The organism is Streptomyces sp. enrichment culture (genome assembly GCF_964273145.1).
Lineage (GTDB): Bacteria > Actinomycetota > Actinomycetes > Streptomycetales > Streptomycetaceae > Streptomyces.
In genome coordinates, this window is the sequence record NZ_OZ186873.1 from 4,845,166 (window position 1) to 4,862,087 (window position 16,922).

General features: G+C 68.5%; 12 protein-coding genes and 2 pseudogenes. 5 read left to right on the top strand and 9 right to left on the bottom strand.

The window, feature by feature from the left end; translation table 11 throughout:
* Position 1: 1 nt before the first annotated feature.
* From ACSU6Z_RS21930 to ACSU6Z_RS21945, 4 genes and pseudogenes are all read left to right on the top strand, one after another.
* A pseudogene (locus ACSU6Z_RS21930) lies at positions 2-453 on the top strand (IS5 family transposase); the annotation flags it as partial.
* Positions 454-505: 52 nt separating this feature from the next.
* A complete protein-coding gene (locus ACSU6Z_RS21935; RefSeq protein WP_437048014.1) occupies positions 506-1,372 on the top strand; it encodes a hypothetical protein in 867 nt (288 codons plus the stop codon).
* Complete coding sequence (locus tag ACSU6Z_RS21940; protein ID WP_437048016.1) at positions 1,369-2,673, top strand: S8 family serine peptidase; 1,305 nt, start codon at positions 1,369-1,371, stop codon at positions 2,671-2,673. The genes ACSU6Z_RS21935 and ACSU6Z_RS21940 overlap by 4 nt, the downstream gene beginning before the upstream one ends.
* Positions 2,674-3,116: 443 nt before the next feature.
* Positions 3,117-3,335: pseudogene (locus ACSU6Z_RS21945) on the top strand (transposase); the annotation flags it as partial.
* Positions 3,336-3,506: 171 nt separating this feature from the next.
* On the opposite strand, the gene ACSU6Z_RS21950 reads toward ACSU6Z_RS21945, so the two are convergent.
* The gene (locus ACSU6Z_RS21950) at positions 3,507-4,091 is read right to left on the bottom strand and encodes a hypothetical protein (RefSeq protein ID WP_437048018.1); all 585 of its coding nucleotides are present in this window, start codon (positions 4,089-4,091) and stop codon (positions 3,507-3,509) included.
* Between the two features lie 192 nt (positions 4,092-4,283).
* On the bottom strand, positions 4,284-4,940 hold the full coding sequence (locus ACSU6Z_RS21955; protein WP_437048019.1) for a hypothetical protein: 657 nt from the start codon (positions 4,938-4,940) through the stop codon (positions 4,284-4,286).
* Between the two features lie 106 nt (positions 4,941-5,046).
* On the opposite strand from ACSU6Z_RS21955, the gene ACSU6Z_RS21960 reads away from it, so the two are divergent.
* A complete protein-coding gene (locus ACSU6Z_RS21960) occupies positions 5,047-5,487 on the top strand; it encodes a hypothetical protein (RefSeq protein ID WP_437048021.1) in 441 nt (146 codons plus the stop codon).
* 33 nt (positions 5,488-5,520) lie between these two features.
* On the opposite strand, the gene ACSU6Z_RS21965 is transcribed toward ACSU6Z_RS21960, so the two are convergent.
* The 7 genes from ACSU6Z_RS21965 to ACSU6Z_RS21995 form a co-directional block, all read right to left on the bottom strand.
* Positions 5,521-5,844, bottom strand: a complete 324-nt coding sequence (locus ACSU6Z_RS21965; protein WP_437048023.1) for a hypothetical protein — start codon at positions 5,842-5,844, stop codon at positions 5,521-5,523.
* Between the two features lie 46 nt (positions 5,845-5,890).
* Entirely contained in the window at positions 5,891-7,219 is a 1,329-nt protein-coding gene (locus ACSU6Z_RS21970; RefSeq protein ID WP_437048024.1) for an SUKH-4 family immunity protein, read from the bottom strand.
* A 74-nt stretch (positions 7,220-7,293) separates the two neighbouring features.
* Positions 7,294-9,234, bottom strand: coding sequence for an ATP-binding protein (locus ACSU6Z_RS21975; RefSeq protein ID WP_437048026.1), 1,941 nt, complete (start codon positions 9,232-9,234; stop codon positions 7,294-7,296).
* Between the two features lie 81 nt (positions 9,235-9,315).
* Complete coding sequence (locus ACSU6Z_RS21980; protein ID WP_437048028.1) at positions 9,316-10,323, bottom strand: HEAT repeat domain-containing protein; 1,008 nt, start codon at positions 10,321-10,323, stop codon at positions 9,316-9,318.
* Positions 10,324-10,396: 73 nt separating this feature from the next.
* Positions 10,397-14,845: a toxin glutamine deamidase domain-containing protein gene (locus tag ACSU6Z_RS21985; RefSeq protein ID WP_437050419.1), complete on the bottom strand. Its 4,449-nt coding sequence runs from the start codon at positions 14,843-14,845 to the stop codon at positions 10,397-10,399.
* Positions 14,846-15,903: 1,058 nt separating this feature from the next.
* Positions 15,904-16,221 (bottom strand): DUF397 domain-containing protein, encoded by a 318-nt coding sequence (locus tag ACSU6Z_RS21990; protein ID WP_437048030.1) that lies wholly within the window; start codon positions 16,219-16,221, stop codon positions 15,904-15,906.
* Positions 16,222-16,337: 116 nt separating this feature from the next.
* Complete coding sequence (locus ACSU6Z_RS21995; protein WP_437048032.1) at positions 16,338-16,742, bottom strand: hypothetical protein; 405 nt, start codon at positions 16,740-16,742, stop codon at positions 16,338-16,340.
* Positions 16,743-16,922: the final 180 nt, after the last annotated feature.

Consider the following 16,922-nt stretch of genomic DNA (forward strand, 5'->3'; position numbering starts at 1 on the left):
AATGACCGGGCCGGATTCGACCGACCGCGGCAAGCCGGGATCGAGGATTCACCTGATCACCGACCGAAACGGTGTGCCGCTGTCGCTGGGCGTCTCCGGTGCCAACCCACACGACAGCCTCGGCTTGGAGCCGCTCGTGCGCGGGATTCCGCCCATCCGGTCGCGGCGCGGCCCGCGCCGCCGATGTCCGGCCAAGCTCCATGTAGACAAGGGCTACGACTACGACCACCTGCGGACATGGCTTCGCGAGCGTCGCATCCGTCACCGCATCGCCCGCAAGGGCCTCGAGTCCTCGACGCGGCTGGGCGCCACCGCCGGGTCGCCGAAAGGACGGTCTCCTGGCTGGCCGGCTGCCGAAGGCTGCACCGCCGCTACGAGCGCAAGGCCGAACACTTCCTGACCTTCGCCAGCATAGCCGCAGCCCTCATCGGCTACCGCCGACTCACCAACTGAAACGACGTCTAAAGTGAGGCAAACATCTGTCGCACCTCGTTGACGGAGCGTTGTGCTCCTCGACGATCATGAGCAGCACGAAAGGGATTTATCCGTGCAATCCAATCAACCTTATTGGCATGCACCTCCCGGTGTGACACCTGGGATGCCGGGGCCGTTGCCCCAGGCCGTGCCGCCCGGGAAGCCGAGAGGCCGCGTCCGTAAAATCTTCGGTGTCCTGCTGATCCTGATCGGAGTGGTCCCTCTGCTGGGGGCGGGTTTCACCGTATTCAAGAATTTTCAGAACGCCGCGCAGCGGAATTCCAACGACGCTTTCATTCCCGCAGCCTGGCACAACATGGCCAGCGACGAGTTGTTCCCCGATCGTCTCACCTGGATTACTACCGCCGGAACGCATCAGCTTTGGGTGAGGCAGGGGATCGCGGGGAAAGCCGACTCCTGTGAAGACACTTTCACGGAGTATCTCGTGCGCAAGGCCCTGAAAGACAGGTGCAAGCTCGTCCTCCGGGCCACCTACACGGACCTGGGCAGCGAGATGACGGCAACGATCGGCCTCGTGGTGGCCGGATCGGTCGATGATGCTCTCTCGATCGCCTCGTCGATCGAGAGAGGCCAGTCCGAGGCTTCCAACAGCCTCCGCGTTCCCACTGTCCGGCCGCTGGCGGTTCCGGGCACTCCGGCTGCCGAGTGGAGCGACGACATGGCGTTCGGCGGCGCCGCGCAGAAGCTGTTCACCGCCGGTTCGCCCTACCTGGTGGCCGTCACGACCGGCCCCACGGATTCCGCCCGCTCGGTCGGCGAGCTGCCCGAGCCGTGGGACGTGATGGCCCATCGCGAGAAGCAGCCGTACCGCAGCATGGCGGAAGCCCTCGCGTGGGTGTACGCCGAGGACCTGGACCGAAGGATGAGGGGCAAGTGATCCGACGACTCGTCACCAGCACCGTACTGGCAGTCTCGCTGACGGTCGCCGGCGCCTCGACGGCATCCGCTGCGCTCCCCAAGGGGTGGGAGCTGCCCGCCATGTCCGTCCCGGCGGCCCAGTCCGTGAGCCGAGGAGAAGGCGTCACCGTCGCGGTCCTCGACACCGGCATCCGCACCGACCACCCGGAGCTGAAGCACCGGGCCAAGGAAGGACCGGACTTCCTCGGTGGGGGGGACGACAAGTCCGAGCCCTGGTATGGCGGCCACGGCACGGCCATGACGTCCAGCGTCCTCGACGTCGCGCCCGAAGCCGAGGTCCTCGGCCTGCGGGTCATCCGGGACCCGGAAGATCCCGCCTACCAGACACCGGAAGAGGCCATGGAGCAGGGCGGCTCCTCCGACAACGGGCGCGCCATCGCGCAGGCGATCACCTACGCGACGGACCACGGCGCCGACGTCATCTCGATGTCCCTGGGGTCCGGCAGCGTCTGGAACACCCTTGACAAGGACGACGTCGCGGCCGTCGAGTACGCCTTGTCGAAGGGCGTCGTACTCCTCGCCGCCGCCGGCAACGAGGGGAACGTCGAGAAAGGGGAGGACAACATCATTTCCTACCCCGCCGCCTACCCGGGCGTCATCGGTGTGGCGGCTGCCCTCCCGGACGGATCACGCGCGTCGTTTTCGTCCGTCCACTCCTACGTGGACATCGCGGCCCCGGGCGTCGACATCAACGCGGCGGACTCCCGGTCCAGCGGGCGCAAGCCCGGGGACGGGACTTCGACAGCGTGTGCACTCGCCGCGGGGGTGAGTGCACTCATCGTTTCGAAGTACCCCGATCTCGCTCCGCGCCAAGTGGCGCAGGTCCTGAAGGAGACCGCCTCGCACGGTTCCAGCGGCCCCACCGTGGAGACCGGTTACGGAATGGTCGACGCGGACGCTGCCCTGAAGGCCGCTGCCAGGCTCACTCCGCAGAAGGCGGTGCCGATCGGGGAGGCAGGCGCCGGCACACACTTCGGCCCCGGAGACGACGGCACGCCCAAAATGGTGTCCCAGGGGCTGGATCCCGCGTACTTCGGGATCGCGGCCGCCGGAGCCTTCGTCGCCCTCGTCACCATGCTCGGTGGCTTCCTGCTCCTCCGGAGCGGTCGCCGGCTGCAACAGCAGGGACGCCTCGGTGCCGGCGGGCTCGGCGCGCCCACCGGCCCTCCCGGACAGTTCGCCCCGCCGCCGGGCCTGCCGCAGCAGAACCCGTACCAGCAGCCCGCCCCGCCGCCTGGTCAGTGGGCGCCCCGGGAGTAGACCTCGGCGGTGCGGAACGGGGACCAGGGGTCCTGGGCCCCATGGACCCGGAAGACCTAAAACGCCTGTGCCATGCCCGGGACCTGAGGAAGGAACCCACCGTGCCGCCCCGCCGCAGGGGCGACGGTCCCTGATGTCCTTCCGCCAACCTCCCGGGCATGGCCTCGCCGGTCCTCGTCGGCGCTCTTCTGCTCGGCGAGTGCCTCGGCTGATCAGCCGTTCGCCACCGGGCCTTTGACTGTCCTCAACCGGGCGCGGGCCGACCGCTGTACGGACCAGGCCCGTAACACTGGCCCGCGCACCCGCACTTCAGCGCTGGCACCGCCCCGAGCGGCTTTGCCCGCCGATCAGCCGGCTGCCGACGCTGTCCGAGAACGTTCGGCTTCGCCCTGGCCCGTTCACGTCCCACTCATGGGCAGGGCTGGAAGCTTGCACCCCAGCGCAGGTGCCTGCGACCGGAACCGTCCGGCCAGGTTCGCAACCGGCTTCGGCGCGGCAGTCTGGGCGGACGTCCGCCGACCTTCGACAAGCAGGTCTACAAGCGGCGCAACGTTGTCGAACGGTGCTTCAACCGCCTCAAGCAGTGGCGTGGCATCGCCACCCGCTACGACAAGACCACCGAGTCCTGCCAAACAGCCGTCACCCTCGCATCACTGCTGCTGTGTTCCCCTCACGGAGCGAATGGGCGGGGGCAGCCGATGACAGCCGCACAGTGCGATGACCGACTCCAGGTTCACCCTGTGGGTGTCCTCGACGGTGGTATGGCGACCGGGCCCTCGACCCGGGCTCGAGTCGAGGGCTTGGTCACCGTCGAGTTCAGGGCACAAGGCCGTTCACGGCGTACGGCTCCGGGTGCGCTGACGGTGTCCTTTGACGTCGGGACGGCCGACGTGGCCCGCCGGGCGCTCGGATTCCCCGAGCCAGAGCTGGGGGACGTGCTGCTGGACCGCCGTGAGCACCTGCTGCCGGCAGGCGGCGGGGAAGGGCAGGCGATAACGCAGGCGGGGAAGGTCGGGGCGCGGCGGGTCCTCGTCGCGGACCAGCGTCCACAGGACCGGGTCATCCCGGTCGATCGGGCCGTCGGGAAGCAGTTCCAGGGAGTACACCTTCTGACTGCGACCGAATCTGCTCCAGTAAAGGCCGACTCCGGCCAGGGTCTGCCAGGGGATGACATTCCGCCGGTCGCCGTTCTCCACCCACAGGCCTGTGTGGTCGAACAGGACCCTGGTACGGCGGTTCGCCCACTGGGCGATGAAGAGGAACACGCCGGTGATACCGAGCAGCACCATGAATGCCAGACCCACGAACCCCGCGACGGTGGACTCGCCCTTCTGGTTCCCGGTGGCGACCACGACGGCGCCACAGACGCCGACCGCGCCGATCGCGATGAGGAGGACGGAACAGGGGAGTCCGGTCATGGCACCGCGGCGACCGGTACGGATCACCGTGGCATCCGGCGCGGGGGAGGGAGCATGCGGGGACGACATGGTGTGTGAGCTTAGCGAACTCCGTCACGCGGTCGGAGGGATCGTGTCGGACACCGAGACCACCGTTCACGCCCGATCGTCCGCTGTTCCAAGCCCCTCGTCGACGCCGCAGGGCGACATTGCTCAGAAGAAGTAACCGATCAGGAACGACACCCCGGCTCCGACAAGTCCCACCCCGGTCATCGCGATTACGGCCGGTCGCGTCGCTCCCCGCCTCGACGCTTCCCACGCCGTATCGTACGAGATACGGCTCCGGCCGAACGGCGCGTAACCCGTGACGAGACAGAAGACGCCGAGCCCTGTGAGAACCCAGCCGCCGAAGAAGACGCCGAACCAACGCCAGGCCCGGTCCATGCCGGACTGGACATAGTCGGCATCCCCAGAAGTCTCCGTCGGGGGAGAGGCCGACTGCTGCACCGACAGTTCCGTGCCCTGCGGGTACCGCTGCCTGACCCGCACTGCGGCGTCCGCGTCCTCGCTCCTGCCGTCCTCGGACACGAACGTTCCCCGGCATTGGACGGGCCGATGGTTCTTGCGGCTGCTGCGTGAGGCGTTGTGGGGGTAGCTCACCTCGCACTGCTTCACGGTGAGAGTGCCGTGCGTGCCCGCCCATTCCGCCGCATAGACCCCTTCGTATGTGCCCCATCCGCTCAGGGCGAGGCCCGCCAGGAGGAGGACCAGGCCGCCCGCGCGTCCGAGGCGGCCCAAGGCCCGTGCGACGCACCCGGTGAGGGAGCGGTCCAGGCCGGCGCCTTTTCCGGTTCCTTGTGTGCGAGCCATGCGATGCGGTCCTTCTCCTCTTCTGCCGATGGGGCCAGCATGGCAGCCGCGCGTGGTGGGAGATACTTCAGGTGGTGAGACGCGAGGAACAGTGAGGAGAAGCGACATGACCAGGCGATCCCAGAACTCGCCGAACCCGCATGGCTCTCCTCCGGACCGCGGTGTGCTGGACGAGGCACTGGAACCGGAACAGATACGTTCTCTGAACTCCGCCCTGCGCAAGCTGTCCGAGACCGATGCCGCGGGCAAGGACATGCAGGAGGCGGCGAAGAAGCTGCTCTCCGGCCGCCTCGCTCTGCGTGACGCTCTGGACAACCCTGCGGTGGCACGAGCCCTGAGCGGCGGAGGCATGGCGTCTCTGCGCGGTCAGTGGGAGTCGCTGTCCGAGGAGGAACGCGAGCAAATCAGGAGCGGAGAGGCGCCGGCGAGCGACGACCCCTCTGAGGCGTCCCCGAGGGCGACCGAGCCGGGACGCGCCGGGGACCGGTCCTCGCGGCAGGAGAACAAGGTCAAAGGGCGGCACAACGGGGGATTCCCGTTGTACTGACCAGGCAGTAGGACATTCGGACATGCGTGTTCGTTACACGCCGGGGTGGTGAGGCGTCTGGCGCTGTCTGCGGTACAGCGCGATGGCCGTCTCGGTCGGGTAATTGGGGACGGTGACGGTCTCACCGGTCTCCTTGGAGACCACGATTTTGCTGCCGCCGGGCGGAGCGGGCCGGGGTCGGCCGGCGGCGTCCGTGGCAGGGGGGAACTCCGCGTACACCAGGTATCCGATGTCGAATTCCTCGACGCGCAGCTGGGCGGAGGTACCGTCGGGCAGCTCGGGCTGCGCGTAGCGGCTGCGCACGATGTCGAGGGCCTGCTCGGGACTGATTGGCGGTGCCGGGTTGTCCGCGGTCACGGGTTGCTCTCCTTGGTTCTCTCGGTGGGGTTCTTCGGAAGGCCGGTCAGAACAGCCCGTGCCACATCTGCTCGACGATCAGCGACCACCAGGCGTCCGCATGCGCCAGCGCGGACGCGTCGACGGCCACCAACCGTTCCTGCAGGGCCGCGACTTCCGCGCCGGCCGCGACCGGGTCCAGGCCCCGCATCCGTTGCCGTGCCGTGGCGAGCAGCGCCAGGCAGCGGGCGAAGGCGGCCACCGAGCCGTTGACGTAGCGAGCCGCGGCGGTGACCGGGTCCACCGACCAGACCGTGCCGAGGCCGTCCGGCTGTCCTGTACCCGGACGGTACTGCACCGCCACGACCGCGACTCCGTCGAAACCGATCCGGACCAGGTGCGCCAGGGAACCGACCTTCTCCTCGCCGGCCGGGCTGCGTCGCTCGCGCAGATTCGTGGCGACATCGGTGAACAGGCCGCCGACGGGAGGCGTGTCGGGCCGGTCGGCGGTGAAGAAGAGCGGGAGATCGGTGGGGAGCCCTGCCCAAGTGAGTGTCGACTTGGTGGTCTCGGGCAGGGGGGCGGCAGCGATGTCGTCGGCGTCGTAGCGGCGTACGCCGTCCGGGCCGAAGACCTCGACGAGGTGGTGGCCTAGGGTCACGTCACGCATCGGCTCCGCAGGTGTCACCCTGGTGGGAACCGGGAGGCGGTGCGGGCGGGGCGGCGGCTGCTGACCCGCGATCCGGTGCATCGTCTCGACCTGCTCGACCAGTGCGGCGATGCCCTTCGCGCGTGCCTCGGGGCGGGCACCGTATGTCTGAGAGTAGGAGAGCCGGGCGTTGGGGAAGGCGTTGAGGAGTTCGGCTGTGTAGCCGCCGGGGAGCAGGCTGGGACGCAGGTCGGTGTGGACAGCAAGGACATTGTCGACGGGTACGTTCATCCGCTGCAGCTCGGCCCACGCCTGGTACTCGGCGGGAGGCTGGCCCGGGGCGGAGGTGCGGTAGAGGGTGGTCTCCTCTCCGTTCGCCGGGGCGACGTAGGTGAAGACGGCGGTGTTACCGGGACCGGTGACCGGACGGGCGCCTTCGGGCGCGTCCGTGTACGGCGCCGTGCCGTCGTGCTTCTGCCGGTACATCTGTACGACCTCCTCGACCGGCACCGACGGCCAGACCGTCAGCTCGCCGGTATGCCGGTCCACGACTCCGCACGCGTCACCGATCTCGGCGGGCGGCCGCCGTTCCCCCGTCTCCGGGTCGCGCCCGGGTTCCGCGGGCGCGATCCATACGACCCAGCCCAGGTCGAACTCCCGCACCCGTACCTCGCGGTGCGGCTCCGCCGACCCTTCCGGGTTGAGCCAACGGTCGGCGACGGCAAGCGCCTGCTCCTGGCTGATCACGGAGGGCTCCTTCGAGGTGGTCGGTCGAGCGGGTGAGGAGGCCGAGCGGGTGGAAGAGAACGGGCGGTATGCGTCTACGAGGCTATCGCCGGATCCGTCGGTCGGATGCGGAGGGCCTTCGCCCCGCGCTCGGTCGCGACGACGAGGATGCCGTCGGGGGAGAGATCGGCGGAGGTGAACGGTGCGTCGGAGATCAGCGCGGCCACGACCTCCCCACTCGCCCGGTCCCAGACGCGCAGGTAATCGGCGCCGCGGCTCAGCCTCAGCGGGGCGGCGGCCCGCTCCTCCTCGGACGGGCACAGGACCTGCCCGAGTGCGACGTTGCCGGGGACGTCCGGTCGTACGAGGCCGTGGACGAGCACCGCGGACTCGCCCCTCTCGTCCACCGGGTGCGCGCCGGGAGTGCCCGGTGGTACGACGAGCACCGCCACGCGGGCCGCGGGTGCCTCGGCGTCGGGGAGGCTGCCGACCGCCACTTCGCTGATGCCGGTGACGGGCAGGCTCCACAGGGTCCGCCAGGGCAGGTCGAGGCCGAGCCGGTGGACGGCGTCGGCGTACTCGGGCAGGCCGTCCTCGACGAACGCCGTCTCCAGCAGGGCGGCACGCCACAGCTCGGAGGCCTCGTGCCGGGTGAGCAGGGGCGCTGTGCGCAGGTAGGTGCGGGCGGGTGCACCGAGCGTCTCTGGGGGGACGGCCTCGACGGCGGCCCGCAGCGGCACCGGGTCGGCGTGGACGAACAGCCCGGGGTCGGTGAGGAGCTGGGGCAGCAGGCCCGCCGCCAGGGTGTGCCCCGCGATGTGATCGCGTACGTAGGGGTCGGCCTTGCTCCAGTCCTGCTCCGGCACAGCCTCCAACAGCGCCATCGCGATCTGCGTCTGGGCGGCGCGGACGTTCGGCAGACCGGCGCGGATCTCCTCGCCGATAGCCGGGTGCAGCAGGCGCAGCAGCGTACGCCCGCTGTTCCCGCGGTCGTCTCCGTCTCCGCCCGCCTTCCGCTCCACGGGTTGCACGAACGGACCGGCGAGCAGCATCCCGTCTATGACGGCCCGGCTCATGTCCTGCCCGGCGACCGCGCTCGCCAGCCGCGTCCACAGGTGGATGGGAATACCGTCGCCCTCGGCCAGGGCGAGCGGTGCCAGCATCAGCCGCAGCGTCCGGGGGTCGGAACCGAGCCGTCGGGCGTGCAGATCGAGTGCCTCGCCCACCGAGGTCGGCAGGTGGCTCTCCTCATCCGGGTCGAAGCCTTCGGGAGCGGTGAGGATGCTCTGGACCGCGAGCTGGACGACCAGTGGACTGGTGCCCGCACGGCGCCCGATGGCCGCGGAGAGGGAGCGCCGGCTCTCGAGGTCCACAGCGAACGGCAACACCCGTCCGGCGAATTGAGGACTCAATGCCGCCTGGGCGTGCCGTACGAGCCCTTCGGGGTCAGCCCACTGCGGCTCGTCGAGATCGACGATCTGCACGGTACCGGGCGGCAGGCCCGCGGCCAGTTCGGTGACGAGGTGCCGCGGCAGCTCCGCCACAAGGCGGACCGAGTCGAGGGCGGCGAGCGGTGTGAGCACATGGCGTACGAGCACGGAGGGTTCGTCCGTGTGCCTGACCGGGCCTGCCTGATCCACGTCCAGAACGACGATCGACACGGGTTCGTCGATGACTGCCAGCTCTGCGTAGATGTCCTCGGTGCGGACCGCCGGTAGTCCATAGTGATCGGCGAGGGCCCAGAGAAATTGCTGGGCTGTCAGCCCGCGCGCGTTCGCCGCGGCGGGCGCGGGCAGCTCAGGAGGCACACTTGACGGGTCGAGCCGATCGAGGTCCAGCCGCTTGCGGGATTCCGGGTCGCAGAGCATCAGAAACCCGGTGAGCAGCCGTGAGCGGCCACTGCCTGAATTGCCCGTCAAGGCCACCACCCGAGGCGTCCCTGGCCGTGCCGTGCGCCAGGCGGTGAGCGCACGCAGGGCGTTGATACGGCCACCTATGTGGGGGTGTGGAGCGTAGCCGCCGGTTGAATCGGTCATGGATTTCCGTCCTCCGCTGGCGCGGACGTGTGCGAAGGCTTTCGACTGTCGGGCGGTTCAGGCCGGTGGCCGGCACGGGCTTCAGACGGGCAGGGCGCCCTTGAAACGGGAGTTGGGCACGTCGGGGTGGGTGGTGGCGAGCCAGCCGTGGCCGTGGGTGTGTTCCGCGAGCATGGGGCCGGGATGGACCGAGAGGTTGTCGGCCGCAGTGAACGTGTCGGGAACGCCTTCGGCGTACTCCTCAGCCTCGTCCTCGTCGGCTTCCTCCATGTACCAGACCTCGAAGGGCAGTGGTTCTCCTTCGAATCGCGGGTCGTCGTAGGTGCCGTAGCTCCGCACCACGTGGCCGTCGCGGGCGACGTACCAGTTCTCGGCGGAGTTGTAGGGGTCGAGGACGTAGAAGTGAGCCTCGCTACATCGCCCGCTGAGTACCCTGGCCAGCCGAAAACCGTCGAGTTCGTCCAGGAACGAGTTTCCCCACAGCATGCGCCAGTTCTTGATCTGCCCCTTTGCGCGCCAGTTCTCGAATTCCGGGGTGATGAAGACCCGGTAAGCCGTCTGTGTCTCACCCCGGGAATCCTGGAACTGCAGGGAGTCGGCGGCCTGGGTGGCGGCGGCCACGCCCATGACGGTGGTGACCGGGCGGAGGTCGTGCAGGCCGAGAGCGGCTACGGCGTCGTCGAGCCGGTCCGCCGGGAAGGCCAGCCAGCGGCCGGCCTCCATGGGAACTTCCACCGGGAGTTCCTCCAGCAGCTTGATCCGCACGAGGCGTTCCACGGCACGCCGGTCGGCCTCGTCGAGTGCGTCCGCACCGCCCAGGTTGACCAGCATCTCAAGCGCCTTGCCGCGCAGCTGGCCGGGGCCTTCACGCCGGATCTCACGCAGGCGAGGCAGAGCCTCGTCACCCAAGCGATTGAAGAGGGATTCGACGTCCCGCCTCACCCTCTTTGGTTGTCCGTCGCGGAGGTAGGGCAGGAGCTGGTCGACGCCCTGTGCGCCGAGTGCGACGAGAGTGTCCTCCGCGGTCCTGCGAACGGTGCGGTCCCTGGCCGAGAGGTCCCGTACGAGGGTGTCAATGGCTTCTGGCATGGTGCATAGCCTAGTTCTGGCACATGGGAGCGGTTGAGGGTGTTCCCCTGAGCGGCGTCTGACTTGCGTGCCGTCACTTCATCAGCGCAGGAAGGATCGCGTCCCAGGTTTTCTTGAGGGCAATGATGTGTCGATCAAATTCTGCGGCAATGGCTTGCTCCTTAAGGGTCCTGGTCTCTTTGCGCTGAGCGTCCAGCTCCTTGGTTATGGACTTGATGAGTTGTGCGCCTGATTTTCCCTCGAGTCTGTCCAGTGCCCTCGCGAGCCGTTCTCCATCACTCTTGTAGCGTTCGCTCCATTTCTCTGTCATGTGCTCCTTTATTTCGTCGTCCGACATGCCTTTCAATTTCTCAAGGGTTTTGTCCCTCTCGCTGAGCATCTTTTTGCGTATTGCAACGCCTGCAGGATCGTCTCGGTAGGTCGTGCTGTAATGGATCGGTACGTCGTTGAAGCGCTCGTCCAGGAGGACCGTGGAGCACTTCATGTGTCCCTCGCCTTGTCCGCACGGCTCGCGCTCGGTATAGAGACCCAACGGTGTGTACTTCGCGCCCTCGGGGTCCACACGCTTGAGCCAGTCGAGCAGATGTCTCTCCGAGTGACGTGGTTGAACTCCTGGCAATTTCTGATTGGCCGGAACAGAAGAGTCCACGGCATAGGTGACTTCGTGGTCCGGTGGTGGGCCCTGCACTTCGAGGACCGCGAAGTTCTTGCCACTGAAGTCTGGCCCGCTGCGCCTGACCTTTCCCGCTTCGTCGGAGGGGAGCTTTTTGAAAAAAGCCCTCTTGAAGAGCTGGTTGACCGCCATCCGATGCAGTCGCACACCGAGTGACTCCCTGGACAGCTTGGCGCCTCGGTCGGGTGTTTTCGGTGCTGGGTCGCCCTCGCCCTCACCTCGGTAAGGGCGGTTGACTCGCTCCGGGTTGGCGCCCACGCTGTGCTCTTTGTGGAAAGAGAAGCTGAGCCGGGCAAGCGAAGCGACGACCGCCTGCTGCTCTCCTTGCGAGAGCCGATCGAACCCCTCCAGGTGTTGGCTGAGTTGGGCCCTGGTGAAGCTATATGGGCCGTCGGGGTCGGGGTGCGGACCGTCTTTGGAGGTCGCCCGCAGTACGCGTGTGAGTTCGCCCGACTCCGCCCACTGCTGGAGGCGGTCGTGAATCCGGTCCAGTTCGACTCTGTGGACGTCTCGCTGCATGCGTAGGTCGCTCTGCAGTTGGTCGGGCTCGATACCGTATTCCCTGGAACCCGTGCCTTCAGGATCTGCATGCGTGCGCGAGACATCACTGTCCGGGCCGTTTTTAGTGACACGGCGACTCTCGTCCGAAGTGTCGCTTTCACCGCGGTCGTGAGGAACGGTGTAGGGGTTGTCGTCTTGGCCATCTGCGTTGTCTTTGGCAGACCCCGGGGATTCGGGCCGGGCCGGGGTCTGCGTCGTCGCGGTCGGCTGCCCGGACCCCTTGCCGGAGGTCCGGCCCTGCTCGTCAAGCCGCGTTGCTCCGTCCAGGCGCGACCGCTGGTCCGAGGGGCTTGGTGTATCCGGGGACGGCTCCCGGCCATTAGGTGCGCTGTCCGGCTCGGACGGGCTGCCACTGTCGTTCTGGGGGTTTTGGTTGTTCTCCGGTTGTCCGTCGTTCTTGGCGCGGGGTTGGGTGGTGTCGATGGGGCGCTGGTCGGCGTCGAGGGGGATGTGCCAGACGTGTGCGGCTTGGTCGAGGTGGAGGGGGGTGTGGCTGACGTCACCGCTTTGGGTGTCGATCCAAATGATGGTGCCGTGGTGGTTGACGGCGTTGAAGGCGTGACCGCCTCCGCCGGGCCAGTCGACCTGGACGATGGCGGCTGCGCCGTGTCCGGCCTGCTGGAGGGTGGAGGCGATGGTGTGCGCGGTGTCGGGGTCGCCTCCGGGGCCGGCGTAGGTGTGGGCGGCACCGGTCCAGCGGATCTGGTTGGCGTTGGCGTTGTGCTCGGGGGACCAGGGGTCGGGGTTGCCGTGTTCGTCGAGGTCGATGGTGCGGGGAGCGGAGACCTGGGGGTTGCCGTACCAGGTCTCCAGGAAGGAGCGGGAGCAGTCGGCGCAGTTGTTGCTGCGTCCGGGGACGGTGTTGCCACCGTCGTTCTGGAGTTGGGTCCAGGGGCCGAAGGGGTCGGGGAAGCGCTGGGGGGTGCCGTCCTCGGTGTGGGGGACGGCATCGGCCAGGGCCTGTTGATCGGCGGGGTCGGGCGGGGTCAGACCGCCGGGGGAGTGGTTCAGGTCGGCACGGATGGTTTCCAGGCTGTCCTGCTGTGGCTGCTGCGGGCTGGGGGTGGTGGCGGGCGAGCCTGGGGGCTGGGGTGTGGCAGGGGCCGAGTGTGACGGTGACGCCGCAGGTCCCGGGGTGGGAGTGATGGTGTAGAGGGGGACCGCTGTCACCTGCTGTTGGGTGTGAGGTGCGTTCTGCTGCGGGGTGTGGGGGTGGGCGGCCGGCTGCTGCGGGGTGCTGGGCGTGTTCGGGGTGTTGGTCGCGGGCCGCTGGGGTGGCCGGGCAGGGCCGGTGCCCGGCTGGTGCTGGCCGCTGGGCGTGCTCTGGGGGGTGGGGCCGGACTGAGGCGAGGAGTTCGCCGTCCTGCTGTTGGGTACCGAGGCCCGGTCGGAGCCTGCGCCGGTTGAGGTGGGGGGCGTGGTCGTCGGAATGCCGGCGGACCTGGAGGGGGACGCCTGAGCCGGGTTCTGGTGGGGGGTGGTCTGAGTAGGGTGCTGGCTCGGGGCTGGGGCCGTGCCGGGGGCCGGGTTCGTGTTCGGGCTGTGGGTGCGGGGGCCTCCAGCCGCGTCCGGGGTGCTGCGGGGTGTGGTGTTGCCGTCCGGGGCGTTGCCGGGGGTGCGCTGGGCCGGTATGCGGCTGTCCGGTGTCGGGGCGGTCCGGGGCGTCGTCGGTGATGTGGGGTTCGGGGTGGAGGCGGGGCCGGTTCCCGTGGCCGCGGACGGGGCGCCGGGTGCGGTGGCGGAGGAGTTCCTTGCCGGACCGGAGTTGGGGGTGGGGCTGGTTGTGGAGGGCGTGCCGCCGGATGTGAGGGTGCCGGGACGTGTGCCTGTCGTGCCGCCCGCATGTGACGGAGGCGTGGGCGAGGACGGCATGGTGGAACCACCGTCCGTACGGCCGCTGCCCCCGCTGGAGGAGGTGTCGGTCGTGGCTGGTGCGGGGGCGGTGTTGGGCTGGGCGGGGATGCCGGCGGCGAGGCTGTCGATGGAGGTGCTGATCGCGCTGCCCCCGGGCGGGGACGACATACCACTGGATGAGGTGGGAGTGGGCGCGGAGTGCGGGGTGGGTGAGGACAGGCCGGAGACGGGGGATCCGCCACCGGAGGGGGAAGGACCGGCCGAGCCCGGAGCACCGGACGAACTGCTGTTGTCCGACGCGTTCGACGAGGTACCACCGGGTGTGGGATCGTCGAAATCCGACAGGGACGGCCCTGAGTGCGACGTCGTCGGTCTCGGGTACGAGACGTCCGAGGAGGACGGACCCTGCCCGGACCCGGAGCCTGGTTCGGGGTCGGGGCCTGTGCCCATGTCCGGCACGCCGACACGGCTGCCGCTGGTGTCGGCGGAGATCCCCCCGCCGATGTCCGCTCCCGGTCCGGACCCGGCGTCCGAACGCGTCGTGGAAGACGATGGGGAGTCCGAACCCCTGGGGACGGAGCCCGGATTGGAGCGGGTGGCCCCTGAGCCGGAGTCGCCGTCACTGCCGCCGTCTCCGCCGTCCGCCCCCGGAACCTCCGGCGTGCCCGGTGTCCCGCCATAGCCGTCGATGCGGCTGTCGATGGCGTGGTGGAACCGGTTACCCGCCTTCTGGCCCAGGCTGTCGCGCACCCCTTCGGCCAGGGTCTGCGGGGTCTGCTTGATGGCCTCCCAGCCGCCCTGGACACCGGCGCTGGCGGTCTGGGACAGGTCGAAGCCCTGCTGGGCACCGAAGCCGACATTGACCGACTGCCGCACCAGATCGGTGATCATCGCCTCGACCGCGGAGATCGCCGGCTCCTTCAACGCCTCGACGACCGCTTCCATCAAGGCCTGCTTCAGCTCGTCCAGAAGACGGCGCACGATCAGCCGGGTGGCCTGGGTGGCGCCCAGGGCGGCGACCTCGGACAGACCGAAGGTGAAAGGGGCGGCGACCTGCGCGGCGGCGATCTCGATGGCCAAGGCGATCAACTGGGCGATGACCGCCCACTTGGCGAATTCGACGAGGTAGGCGCAGGACTCCAGCACGTTGGCGATGATGTATGCGGCCTGGGCGGCGTCGGCCAGGTAGCCGTCACTCCCGCCGCTGCCGCCGTCGAACTTGGCGTAGGCCTTGGTGAATGCGTCGATCGATTCACCGGCGTTGTGCGCGACGACCGTACGCGCGCTGGCGTTGGCCGCGGTGTGCAGACCGGTGACGTCGTCACCGAACGTCCGCCACAACTGGGCGGACTCCCTGAGCTTGTCCTCGTCCGCGGTCGGCCAGTTGTAGCCGAGCATCTGCAGGACCCACTCAAGCTCGTCCGGCAGCATCATCGACACAGCAGCAACCCCCGTCACCCACCACGACCGCACAACCCTCCTCGCCCACCGAGAAAAACCACACGGTTGTACGGCCTTCGCACAGCTTACGGACACGCCCGCAAGCGGCTTCAGAGGGGTGTTGTCACAAAACCGTTGCAGAACAGCACTGTTCCCCGGCATCCGGCATCACCGTGAGTGCGAGGCCCGTGATGGGCAACGCCGCCTCGTCTTGACGTCACCCGACAGCGAACTGGTGCCGGTGCAGGCAGGGGTAGCGAGGACGGTTCGGCCGGTCGGACGCGGAGGAACTTCGGGCGTGTTTCCAGGAACAGTCGGACGTGAAGTGCGCGAGGGAACGGTCACGGCAGGCGCGGAGCGCGTGATGGTCTCATGGCTGCCGGGGCGATGCCGACGCTGGTCTGCCTCTTTCCGGTCGGGGTGCGCCTCAACATCGATATAGGGAGGCGACTTTGGTGTGTTTCATACGGCGGGTGCCTCAGTTCCACAGGCATCGGCGTGGCGTTGGTGAGGTGAGGACGCACTCACTGGGCCATGATGGCGATCGTTCCCGGAGCGGTGGGCGCGTCGCTGGGGGATGTGCTGTCCTAATCCCGCTCGATCAGCTGTCGCGAAGAGCCGGCCAACGCCTACTGCGGCGGCCGACGACCAGTCGGCAAGCGAGCCGCAGGCCGGCTCGGATCCCGGTGAAGCACACGTGAAGCCGAGGCGCCGGATGCCGTGACGGTGAACGCCCCGGTCTTACTCCGACCCGCATTCCACGCTCTTGCCGGGCAACCGGTCGTCCGTCTTGTCCTCGGGCGAGTCGCAGTCAACGACCATCAGCAGCGGCTCACCCTTGAGGGACCGCGGCTTCGAGCCAGCCCTCGGTCTCCGGGCCGCTCATGGGTCGCTGTCCTTCGCCGGGTCCCTTGCCGCCGCAGACTCATTCACGTACAACGCCGATCCCAGGCACCGAACTATGCCGGCAGCAAGTAAAGGTACCGCCGTAAACGGCCGAGACCGCAATCGGGTGCGGCAGCCGAGGTGACAATCGAAGTCCCGAAGACGACCTACTCGGCCGACACCCCGCCATTGTGCGGCGCCGGTTCCAGGTCGAACTCCCCGTCCCGCGCTCCGAGCACGAACGCCCGCCACTCCGCCTCGGTGTAACGCAGCACGGTGTCGGGGTCGAGGGACGACCGCATGGCCACCGCACCCCCCGGCAGGTATGCGATCTCGACTCGCTCTTCGTGCTTCTCAGTGCCGGGCGCACAGTGCCACTCGACCCCCGAGATGTCGAGAGCGTACAACTCGTCCCTCTCCCGTTCCTTGCGCGCCTTGACGTCCTCGACCTGCGCGTCGACCTTGTCGTCCTGGGCTTCGGTCATCCTGCTGGGCCTCTTTCCGACGTGCGAACCAAGTATGTGTCCCAACCCTACTGGCGTAGGCGGAGCACACGCTCCGGGAAGGACGAATCACCCCCGGTCCACGGCGCGTTCCCGGATCAGAGATCCTGCCGGGGACGCAACGAGGCGTGCACCTCCGACGGCATCTCCACCTGGCCGTCGTACTGGGAGGTCAGATCCCGCCAAGCGGCGTCCTCGTTACCCTCGTTGCGCTCGTGCCGCACGCCCATTTCGGTGAAGGCCAGTCCCATCCCCGCGAGCCGCTCCGCCAGGCTGCCCATCGACTGGTACATGCCGTCGCGCAGACCCTCGTAGACGACTCCGAACTTTTCGCCGATCTCGTCATCACCCCACGGCGGGGTGGTGCCGTTGCCGCCTTCGAGCGCGGTTAGCCCCGTCTGCAGGCGCTTGACCGCCTTGCTGAAGTCCTGGCCCACCGTGAACATGTTGAAGCCCTCGGTCTTGAGAACCGAGGGATCGGCGCGTAGCCCGTCATTGGCCACAACTGCCCCCCGTAACTCGGTTGTTCTGTCGCAACACCACCCTAGCGACCGCACCGGGCCCGAACCCACCCTCTCGCACGCAGCCCATCACCTCACATACGATCCACCCCAGACGCGTCTCACTCCTCCCACCCACACGCACCGGGGGGGGCGGCACCCATCCGGGTGCCGCCCCCCCTT

Excerpts from the sequence above, each read along its gene's own strand:
- ACSU6Z_RS21950 (WP_437048018.1), bottom strand. The coding sequence starts at position 4,091 with ATGACCGGACTCCCCTGTTCCGTCCTCCTCATCGCGATCGGCGCGGTC.
- ACSU6Z_RS21955 (WP_437048019.1), bottom strand. The coding sequence starts at position 4,940 with ATGGCTCGCACACAAGGAACCGGAAAAGGCGCCGGCCTGGACCGCTCC.
- ACSU6Z_RS21960 (WP_437048021.1), top strand. The coding sequence starts at position 5,047 with ATGACCAGGCGATCCCAGAACTCGCCGAACCCGCATGGCTCTCCTCCG.
- ACSU6Z_RS21975 (WP_437048026.1), bottom strand. The coding sequence starts at position 9,234 with ATGACCGATTCAACCGGCGGCTACGCTCCACACCCCCACATAGGTGGC.
- ACSU6Z_RS21980 (WP_437048028.1), bottom strand. The coding sequence starts at position 10,323 with ATGCCAGAAGCCATTGACACCCTCGTACGGGACCTCTCGGCCAGGGAC.
- ACSU6Z_RS21985 (WP_437050419.1), bottom strand. The coding sequence starts at position 14,845 with ATGATGCTGCCGGACGAGCTTGAGTGGGTCCTGCAGATGCTCGGCTAC.
- ACSU6Z_RS21990 (WP_437048030.1), bottom strand. The coding sequence starts at position 16,221 with ATGACCGAAGCCCAGGACGACAAGGTCGACGCGCAGGTCGAGGACGTC.